The organism is Agarivorans sp. (assembly GCF_050295395.1).
GTDB lineage: Bacteria > Pseudomonadota > Gammaproteobacteria > Enterobacterales > Celerinatantimonadaceae > Agarivorans.
The window spans coordinates 1-10,104 of record NZ_JBNKPP010000216.1; the positions used below are offsets into that span (position 1 = coordinate 1).

General features: G+C 42.7%; 10 protein-coding genes. 3 read left to right on the plus strand and 7 right to left on the minus strand.

The annotated features are described in order from the left end of the window. Positions 1-23: 23 nt before the first annotated feature. A complete protein-coding gene (locus ACQY6Q_RS12275) occupies positions 24-719 on the minus strand; it encodes a hypothetical protein (RefSeq protein ID WP_427981809.1) in 696 nt (231 codons plus the stop codon). Between the two features lie 369 nt (positions 720-1,088). Continuing rightward, positions 1,089-1,781, minus strand: a complete 693-nt coding sequence (locus tag ACQY6Q_RS12280; RefSeq protein ID WP_427981810.1) for an SDR family NAD(P)-dependent oxidoreductase — start codon at positions 1,779-1,781, stop codon at positions 1,089-1,091. 135 nt (positions 1,782-1,916) lie between these two features. On the opposite strand from ACQY6Q_RS12280, the gene ACQY6Q_RS12285 reads away from it, so the two are divergent. After that, positions 1,917-2,081 carry a hypothetical protein gene (locus tag ACQY6Q_RS12285; protein ID WP_427981812.1) on the plus strand — a complete coding sequence of 55 codons (165 nt, stop codon included), beginning with the start codon at positions 1,917-1,919 and terminating at the stop codon, positions 2,079-2,081. A 97-nt stretch (positions 2,082-2,178) separates the two neighbouring features. Here ACQY6Q_RS12285 and ACQY6Q_RS12290 read toward each other — a convergent pair whose 3' ends face one another. The 3 genes from ACQY6Q_RS12290 to ACQY6Q_RS12300 form a co-directional block, all read right to left on the minus strand. Next, positions 2,179-3,756: an ATP-binding cassette domain-containing protein gene (locus tag ACQY6Q_RS12290; RefSeq protein WP_427981813.1), complete on the minus strand. Its 1,578-nt coding sequence runs from the start codon at positions 3,754-3,756 to the stop codon at positions 2,179-2,181. Between the two features lie 385 nt (positions 3,757-4,141). Further along, positions 4,142-4,558, minus strand: a complete 417-nt coding sequence (locus tag ACQY6Q_RS12295) for a GFA family protein (protein ID WP_427981814.1) — start codon at positions 4,556-4,558, stop codon at positions 4,142-4,144. Positions 4,559-4,680: 122 nt separating this feature from the next. Then, positions 4,681-5,178 (minus strand): DinB family protein, encoded by a 498-nt coding sequence (locus tag ACQY6Q_RS12300; RefSeq protein WP_427981815.1) that lies wholly within the window; start codon positions 5,176-5,178, stop codon positions 4,681-4,683. Between the two features lie 774 nt (positions 5,179-5,952). Between ACQY6Q_RS12300 and ACQY6Q_RS12305 the strand changes: the two genes are divergently transcribed. Together ACQY6Q_RS12305 and ACQY6Q_RS12310 are read left to right on the plus strand one after the other, a co-directional pair. Further along, positions 5,953-6,768, plus strand: coding sequence for a substrate-binding periplasmic protein (locus ACQY6Q_RS12305; protein ID WP_427981816.1), 816 nt, complete (start codon positions 5,953-5,955; stop codon positions 6,766-6,768). 31 nt (positions 6,769-6,799) lie between these two features. Then, entirely contained in the window at positions 6,800-8,179 is a 1,380-nt protein-coding gene (locus ACQY6Q_RS12310) for a diguanylate cyclase (protein ID WP_427981818.1), read from the plus strand. Between the two features lie 196 nt (positions 8,180-8,375). On the opposite strand, the gene ACQY6Q_RS12315 is transcribed toward ACQY6Q_RS12310, so the two are convergent. Both ACQY6Q_RS12315 and ACQY6Q_RS12320 read right to left on the minus strand, forming a co-directional pair. Continuing rightward, complete coding sequence (locus ACQY6Q_RS12315) at positions 8,376-9,440, minus strand: acyltransferase family protein (RefSeq protein WP_427981820.1); 1,065 nt, start codon at positions 9,438-9,440, stop codon at positions 8,376-8,378. 323 nt (positions 9,441-9,763) lie between these two features. Next, on the minus strand, positions 9,764-10,104 hold a 341-nt coding region (locus tag ACQY6Q_RS12320; RefSeq protein WP_427981822.1), incomplete at its 5' end, for a DUF411 domain-containing protein.

Genomic DNA, 10,104 nt, shown 5'->3' on the forward strand with positions numbered 1-10,104 from the left:
ACTAAAGCAATTTTTAGAGCTAATTACATTGCACCTAGTTTTGGAAATGTAAGAGCTAAATACAACCTATAATGCCAAGAGAGAAGGTCTCGAATATGTCCAAGAACAAACGCATGTTTTATAAAAATATAGTTTGCTTCACCAGAGCTGCAATCTTCCAAGAACCTAATACTAAAACGGTGATCCGAATGCTGCAATATTCCATTGTAGATATAGCTAAACTCACAATGTTGTATAAGTGATTTTATTGCTTTGTAGCTTTCGTCAAGGTGCTTCGCAAATTCTTGCGTTATGTCCCCTCGATTTTCGTGGTCAACAGTTATAGACAAGTCTTTGGAGTGATCTGTATTTAGCAGTTTTTCTCGACAAAACCTATGTATTTTTTGATAGTGGATAGAATCTTTTTTATTCTGAACTATTGAACGGTACTCATTTAATACAGAGCGCATTTCAGAGAAGTTATTTAAATAGAACTTACCATAGATCTCATTTATATCTACAGACGCAATCGTTGGCAACGCATCAAACCTAGCTACGAAACATATTGATTGCGCACGTTCAAAGTCAGTAAGAACTTCGTGTGGAGCACTAATCTCATACTTAAAAGATATGCCACCACTGATATCCGTTTTTAAGTGTGCTTTTGCCAGTGATACGATTCGCTCTACATCTACTCGAACTGCTTCTAGCTTTTCTTCAATTTTGCGCCGTTGTTCCAAATTGCTTCCCTCGCCCTAGCATTTAATTACTGCGGCCTTAAAAGCTGGCCAACCTTGCAAGCTAGTAGCTAACCACCTATCCCCGCAGTAACAATAACTTAAAACTATTGAGCAATCATACAATAAGATAACTTAATAAGAACCAGAGTCGGCGCAAGTTATGGCAACGCTATGTCATTTGCTAGCTTTTCGAGTATGTTCGGAGTGGCAGACGGAATTGCAGGAATATGGGGTTAGGCCTTCATTAACACCAGTAAGCCAAATGGCAGGCAGATTTTCTTAGGCAAGAACTTAGCCGCTTAAGCCTTTATTAGGCCTAAGCTGCTAAAACATATCTTCAGTTACCCAATCATCAGATTATTAGGGCTTTTACTCTGCATAATCTTGGGCGCAGTAGAGTTGGCCGCTACCGGCTTCTTCATCAAGTAATACCGGAACCAAGGCACCCGGTATAACCGAATCTGGATGGTTAGGTGCATGCTCGCCACCTAAATCGGTTTGCAACCAACCGGGATCCATTAAGTTCATTAATACGCCACTGCCCGCTAAGCTTGGCAGCATGTCTCGCACATAACGATCTAAGGCAGCTTTCGAGCAGCTATACGCCATTAGCTGGGGTTGGTCGGCAATGCCAGAGGTAACATTTACAATGCGCCCTAAACCTTGCTGCTTCATTTGCGGCAAGAAGGCGTCACATAAGCTTGCTGGGGCAATGCAATTAACTTGAAAACTCAGGGCATAATCTGCCGCAGGTACTACCGCATCTTCTCGCCATGGCGTCATAATCGCGGCATTGTTGTATAACACGGTTAAACAATGCCCGGTTAACTGATTAACTTGAGCAACGAGCTTCGCTACGGCTTGGTTATCAGACAGCTCCGCTTCCACCGCATAGGCCACACCTTGCTGGCGAGTAATTTCATCTACCACTCGCTGCGAAGCAGCCAAACTGCGGCTGTGTACAATCACTTTAGCCCCTTGGGCGGCTAAGGCTTTAGCCACGCGTAAACCCACACCTCGGCTGGCGCCGGTGACTAAGGCCCATTTTCCTGCTACTTGCATCGTTTTTTCACCCATTATTCGTTGAGATAGTCGCTATTTTATGGCGTTAATCTTAACGCTAAGCGAGCGTTACTCAGCGTTTACCCCAAGCTAAATTGGCGAAACAAGACTAAGTTCAAAAGCTAACAAACTGGCATGAAACAAAGACGCAATCAGGTGCTAAAAAACATCGCAATAACGGTACCGGCTCACAGTTCAACTAAGCGTGGCGCTAGCCATAGCAGCTTGCACAAGCACAGCCATAACATTGGCTTAAACTTGCAATGCGGCATGGGCTTGGCTTTGCTGCTTTACCCATAAAATAAGCCCCCAAGTAAGGCAGAGTTAAAGCAAATAGATCCGCGTAAATACATTGGGGTAAGGTTATGTTACCCCGGTTAATCTACCGCTTAGCTTGCTAGTTAGGTGATAAAGCGATTTGTCTCTGAATTCCTGATTCATTGGCAAAATCGTTATCATGACTCACTAAAATGAAACCACCGCGATAGTGTTGTAAGGCCTGCGCCAGCATCATTTTTGAATCCAGATCTAGGTGATTATCTGGCTCATCTAAGAGTAACAAGGGCTGGTCTAGTTGATGACTAACGATAAGCATCGCTAACTTCATCTTCTCGCCGCCACTAAGCATGCTACCAAGGCGAAATACACTGTCTCGGCGAAAACCAATACCCGCCAGCAATGTTCTGGCATCGCTGTCTTTGATTCCCTTACACTGCTGAATCAAGTTATCCAATATCGATAGCTCTGTTCGAATAACACCGAAATGCTGATCAAGATAATACAACGACGTATTGATTTGCAGCTCTCCTCTTAGCAAAGAAAACTCGCCTAATAGGGTTTTTAACAAGGTTGATTTACCGCACCCGTTATTGCCAGTCAGATGAATTTTGTCGTGGGCATACACTTGCATTGAGATAGGCTTAGCATTAGCAAAAGGCAATACAGCATCGAGTAGCGATACCACTTTACGCAGTCGGCTTGGGCTGTCTTCGAGATAGAGCTTTTGTTCTTTCAGCTGCTCTTTTCTCGCCTTTAAGGATTGTGCTTTATCGTCTAGCTGCGCTTCACGTAATTGCTGGTTTTTGTTGCGATTTGAGGCCCGTGCGGTGGCTTTATCTTTTTTAGCATCGAGTAAGCTTTTTCCATGGCTACCTTCTTTACGCAATTTGTTTCCTTGAGCCGCGCGTTGCTCTGCCTTTTCTCGGTTTCGTTGTGCTTGTGCTTGCAGTTGTTTTTTCTGCTTATCAACACTTACCAGTTGTCGTTCCAAGGCTTGTAATTCGGTGCGTTTCTGTTCGGCGTAAAACGAGTAGCTTCCGCCAAAAACGTGTAAGCCAAGCCCAGATAACTCCCATATTTCGTCCATTTCACGTAGCAATACTCGGTCATGACTGATCAGTAAAATTGCTCCTTGAAACGCTTGCATCATTCCCAATAGCCACTGCTTAGCGTGGGTATCAAGGTGGTTGGACGGTTCATCGAGAATCAATAACTCTGGGTCACGGTTAAATAACTGCCAAAGCTGTAATCGTGCCAATTGGCCACCACTGAGTTGAGCACAAGGAAAATCAACATCTAATGGCAAGCCTAACTCTTTAAGCTGCTGAGTGAGCTGCGCGGATAAATCCCATTGTTCTCCAATCACGTCGAACCAATGTTCAGAGCAGTCCCCCGATTCAACCCGCTTTAACGCTTCAAGTACCTCTGCTTTACCTAAGAACTGCCCAATGGTAAGCCCAGCTAATAACAAGTGAGAGGGTTGCTGACGATAAACTGCGAATGACTTAGGTAGCGAGACTGCGCCACTTGATGGCTCTAATTCACCACACAATATTGAAGCTAATATCGATTTACCCACACCATTACGACCGACCAAGCCAACACGACGTTTAAGCATGGAGCATGACAATTGTTGAAACAGCATGTCGCCATTATCAAATTGATGGCTTATGTTGTAAGCCTGTAAAACTGGCATAATTTGCCTCCTGTAAGACAGGGACAACAGCCGTAGCTAAACAGTTAATAGAGATCAGATCAATGCAAATACTCGCGCGTATTCAAGCGCTTAAAATATCCAGAATGTACTTGTAAAGAAATATCGGAGAGTGAGCTACGCCTACTAACCCTGTAAATCCAAAAATAAAATAAGAGATGGATGACAGGTTTAGTTATTCATGTTGGCGTAATCTCCTGAAGAAGTGATTTAAAAAGGTTACTTTATTCAGTCTTGTTTAGTCAAGACTGCCAGTTCTAACTAAAATAGCCACACTGGCTAGCTTCGCGAGGGAAACCAACCAGAGCTAAGGCTTAAAGCAGTGGCAACTTTAGTTAGCGCTGACTTTATGCCTTAGCAGCGGCTGCTAGGGCTGCTTATCAAAAACTTTGACGCCCTCTGGTATTTGATACCAATCTTGCTTTTCACTTACCCATACATGAACTGTAGGATTAATAATGCTGGTATCCGATAAATTGCTAGGTTTAAGCTTTAGTTTATCTGGCTCGTTAGGATCAAAGTGGTAAATTCTATTTCCACAGGTTGGGCAAAATTTTGCGCCATTAGTATTGCCGCTATCCGCTACTCGGCTCCAAGTTTTCATTTCACCATGAAACTGAACACTATCGGTTTTAACCATCGCCGTTATGCTAAATGCACTAGTCGACAATTTTTGACATTCTTTACAATGGCAAGCGACAACCATTAGCGGTGGCTCTAGTAATTCATATTGGACATTTCCACACTGACACGAACCTTTAATTGGATATTCAGTAGGACTCACTTTGTTCTCCTTAATTTGATCGGCAGTTAACATCCGCTTAAATGATAGACCAACTCAAACGCGAACCCCATTGCCACGATAAAAGCCACGCCTTGGCCCTTGGCTTAAACGTTTTTAAACGGCTAAATTGCTGCCCTTCTTGAAGGCTCTGCTTGATGTAGATACCGGGTAAATGTGTCTTTAGGACGTTCTAAGTTATTTTCTGCCAGCACCCTAGAAGCCATGCCTCTGTGGTTACTGCCATGAGTTAACAAATGAAGCAGTATTTCTTCGACTGACATCTGCCCTGTATCACCATCAACAAAAGTAAATGGAATAACCCTTTGCAGTTCTTCTTCAGATACAGATTCCGCATACTGAGCTAGCCACGAATCGTTTTGATTCATTGTATCGCGTAGCTCCGCTAGTGTTGGAGTCTCAGGCGTATTATCACCACTATATTTTTCGGGCTCTCCCAAAATTCGGCTGATGAAGAGGCTATCGACCACCGTAGTATGGTTTAAAATTCTAATGAAAAACGTGCTATCACTTTCCGAGAGCTGTGAGAGTTGTCGTTCCCCAAAGTTAAGCAATTGCTTATTTGCCCACTTCTTATAATTAAATGCCTTAGCAAACTGCATATCTTCTCCATGTTTATGATTTGAGATGACCTTAAGTCAAACCACAGCTAATGCGTGTACTCAAGAAAACCACGAGACTATTGAATCCCAACTCGTTACTAATGATATAAACAAAGCAACCAAAGAAAAAACTAACGACAAAGTTGTGTACCAAGTAATTTTCCTGCTACGACGTAACGATATTTCAGTTAGCACAATTTCCCTTAAATTTTCAGCTAAATCAGGAGATAGAAGTTCTTCCTCTAACTGTTCTAGGGTCATTTTTTTAAACTGTGCAATCAATCTATTTTTACTCACTACCAACCTATTATCTTCTAAATACCTAATGCGTACTTAAAGAGTACTGCACTACCACCCTAGCTAAACCACAGCACTTTAAACACCAATCCAATTTCAATATAAAAAATACCCAGTATTGAGCATCACGCTTAAATGCTGATTAGCCATTGAGCTTTTAGCTATCACCCGATTTAAATGAATAGCTGCACGCTTAAGAGGCCAATATACCAGCAATACGGATTTCCATGTTTGAGCAAATATGCCTGAGTGCGAATAACCCCTATAGCAAACGCTAAGTAAAATGCCTGACAGCATAGTTTTATAAACGTTACTCACGTTAGGAAACGAGGGGAAATACAGTGTTATAGCTGAAATTTTGCGGCCAAACCCAGCTGATGTCGATAACGATTCCCAAACTAAAACCAGCAACTCTCGTGGCACTGTTCTGGTAAAACTCCTATACTGTCAGGAGCTTATAAAACAGGGATGATAATTATGCTAGCACACACTAAACAAATTAAACCCACCAAAAAATCGCTCACTTTTAGCCTTCTCTTTGCTAGCTTTATTGCGCTTTTCTCTAGTTCTGTTTTTGCAGATACGCTAAGAATCGCAACTGATGAATGGTGTCCTTACGACTGCATCGCAAGTCAAAACCAAGGCAAAGTGGGTTACCTAGGTGATTTGCTAGTTGAAACCATGAAAGCAAGAGGGCATCAAGTCGAATTTGTTGAAGTCTCTTACTCTCGAGGACTGCAATTAGTTAGAGAAGGTAAGCTCGACGGAACCATGGCCTGCTTTAGAGAAGAAGCGCCAGACTTTGTGTTTCCAGACTTTGCCCTAGGCAAGAGCAACAGTACTTTTTTTAGCCATAAAGACTCAAATTGGCAGTATACGGGCAAAGACTCGCTTGAGCAGGCCGCAATGATTGGCATTATTAAAGGCTATGACTATGTTGACCCGACAGTAATGGAGTACTTTAATCAAAATCCCAAAAACGTACTGGCCATCACCGGAGAAAAACCGTTAGAACGATTGCTTGAAATGCTAATCAATGGTCGCTTAACCGCGGTTATTGAAGACAAGAGCGTATTGGAATACAAAATCAAGCAAATGGGTCAGTCCGACCAAATCAAAGTCTCCGGCACCACTAGTGTAGTGATTGATGTTTACGCCAGTTTTTCACCTAAAAACCCTAAATCCGCTGAGTATGCAAAAATCTTGTCTGAAGAAACCCTGAAAATGCGAGAAGACGGTCGTTTAAGTAAATTATTGGAGCGTTATGGCATTCAAGATTGGCAGGTTAAATAAATTGAGTACCCCAAACCTTAAGGGCTGTTAAGTGCGAGCTTTGTTAAAACGTTATCGCCAATCGATTGCGCTGCATCTGCTGCTGATTATCTTTGGCCTTTATTTTTTGGTAGCCGTTCTGGTCACGGTGGTACAGCTTTACAAAGAATACGAAAACACCAAAAAAGAATTTTATGATGAAATTCAAACCTTGCCAGCCACCTTTGGCAAGGGAATTTCCGATTCAGTTTGGACCTATAATCAAGAATTACTGCAATCAATTCTACAAGGCATGTACAACCTGCCCATCGTGGTCGGAGTCAAAATCAACTCGCTTGATCACAAAATGGACGTCCAAGTCGGTGCTGTGTTTAATCAGCAAAATCAGGTTGAGTATTACGACTCAAAAGGCCTAGCTACAGAACAAAAACTCACTGGCTTGGGAGCTAACGCTCTGTTCGCACACGAATTTCCTATTTATTATCAGGGCCCCGCATTTAGCCAGGATATTCCCTTAGGAACGGTTACGCTTTATTCGAATGACCAACTGGTTTTTGAGCGAGTAAAATATGGCTTCATCCTTATTTTAATCAACTCTGTCATCAAAACCTTTGTGCTTTGGTTTATTATTTATTTCTTCATTAACAAACATTTAGGAAAACCACTCAAAGAATTCACTTTAAAGATTTCTCAGCAAAACACCAAGTTTCCACAGCCGATAGATTTAGCGATTAACTGGACGGATAAAAACGAACTGCTCATCTTAAAAGACAGTTATAACCAAATGATTGAGAGGGTAAACAAGCACCAGCACGAGTTGTTAGAACTGAACCAAGTGCTAGATGAGAAAGTTAAAGCCCGAACCCGCGATTTAGAGCTAGCCAAGGAAAGTGCTGAGCTCTTAGCTTATAGCGACCCACTCACTCAACTCAGTAATCGCCGTGCTTTTTTCGATTATGGAGAGCAGTTATTGGAGCAGGCCTATCGGCAACAGAAGTCACTGAGTTTAATTATGGTTGATATCGATAATTTTAAAAATCTCAATGACACTTACGGTCATGCTCTGGGCGATCAGGCACTAGTCGCGTTTGCAACAACACTTAAAAACAACCTTCGTTCCACCGATATCATCGCTCGCTTGGGGGGAGAGGAGTTTGCCATTATGTTGTCTAATATTGGAGAAGATAACGCGATCAATATTGCCGAAACCCTTCGCCTGAAAGTCAGTCAAATCGAGCTAGAACATGAACAGCTATCCATTCAGTTTACTGCCAGCTTCGGAGTGGTAGAGAGTTTACCGGGAAGCTCAAATATAGATTCGTTACTGGCTCAAGCCGACACGGCTCTTTATTATTCAAAGCAACACGGGCGCAATAAGGTTACCGCATATTCGACAATAGCAAACACAACAACAATCAACAGTGTTAATTAAGCCACTTAAGTCATGATAAAGGCTTCTAACTACGCTGCTTAATCGACCATAAGCTTTGTTGTGGCTAAAGACAAAAAAGGATGCGTAGCAACGCATCCTTTTAGAGAACCAGCTTGGGCATGATGAGAATTTACAACTAGTTAATGCTGACTTTAGGCTGCCAATATGATCCAAATGACGAATTCAGCAACAAGCGCTAATTTGCCGACTTATCTTTAACAAACAAAGGGTTAATCTTGCACGGGCGAAATGCTAAAGACAATACTGCGCTTTTCTCAACCAGTACTTTAATCACTAGCGGCACAGTAATACTACAGACATAAGCCAGTATAGCTAACAGCACTAAAGTGGCAGCATCACTAAAGCCCTTCGAGATATAAGCGTAAACCTGCCGACTAATAAAACTATGAAAAATCAAAATATATAAACTCGCTTTTCCCAGCGCTAAAGGAGCGGTACTCACTAGCGGACTTCTGCAGATAAACCAAGACACAGTTAAAATAAAGTAAAGCCCAGCCAAGGCAGCGATTGTGGCGAACAACACGGGTTGATACAGGCGCATATAAAAATCAGACCGAGTTTCGGTATAAACAGCAATGACTATCACCACTAACAGTGATATTGCGCCAAGAACAGGCTTAGCCTTAAAGCTTAACAGTGGCTGCTTAAACAGTACCCCTAACATAAAATAGAACAGCGAGAGCGGAAGAATATCCAAGGAAAACGGCAAGCCATAGCAGTGTATGTTGCTAGAAAAAAGTACTAGATCGGAATGCCAAAAGTAAGCTAAATCGTGAGCTCCCCACGCCAGAAATACCGTTAGCAGCAACAACAATATCCAACGAGGCAAGCGAGAAAAACCACAGTAACGAAACAAGATATAAGTAAAACAATAGACTAAGAACAGATGAGGCAAAAACCAAAGAGGCCCCCAATCAATGGTGGCACCCGAAGCATAAAATATCCCCTTAAGGCGCCATAAAATATCGCTCTCTCCTTGCCACGCAGCTATCAGCAACAAGCAAAGCAATACCACAAAATAAGGCTTTAATAAGGCATCAGCTTTGTTCAGTAAGAACGGTTTAGGCTTAAGCGCGTAAGAAAAAAACAAGCCTGACAAGGCAAAAAACAAGGGCATTCTAAAAAGCCCCATTCCCTCAACAACGTCAGGAAACAAAGTCCGTAACTCACTGTGCTGCATGGCCACTAAACTAATCGAAATACCCTTAGCGACATCCACATGCTTTACTCTGCCATCCATGGCCCCCTACCCAACACCCCTTACTAATAATGGTTAAAGCTTGGCAGAGTTGAAGCCCGCTGATATTGACTAAAAGCATAAAAAAAGAACAAAAAACAAACAAAAAAAGAGAGCCACAACAAGGGCTCTCTTCTTTACACTTGGTTCGTCTTAGCCAAATACGTAGCCTAGAACAAATACGGCAATCACAAATACGCCGATGTACTTGGCGCCTTTGGCCAGCTCTTTCTTATCTCCACTCCCGCTTGGCGGGCGACTACAACACCCCATAGTCTTATCTCCTTGCTGAATTGAAATCTGTTTCGCCAGTAAGATTGGCGGCCTTAATAGCCTTGATACAAACTGATTTTGCCTTGCTTATCAAAGGCCACCACATTGAAGTCACGGTAAGCCTCACCCTTTCTGGCCATGCCCGGTGAAAAACGCGGCATACCTGGTGCAGCAATACCTGATACATCTTTAGGACGCTCGCTGAGCAAACGTTCAATATCAGCTACCGGAACATGGCCTTCAATCATGTAGCCGTCGATCACCGCGGTATGGCAAGAAGCCAGTTGAGGCGGCATGGCAAAAGAGGCTTTAATTGGGCTCCAATCATTTTGCAGATGCACATTTACCTGATAGCCCTGCTGCTCCATAATTGCTGCCCACTCCCCACAGCAGC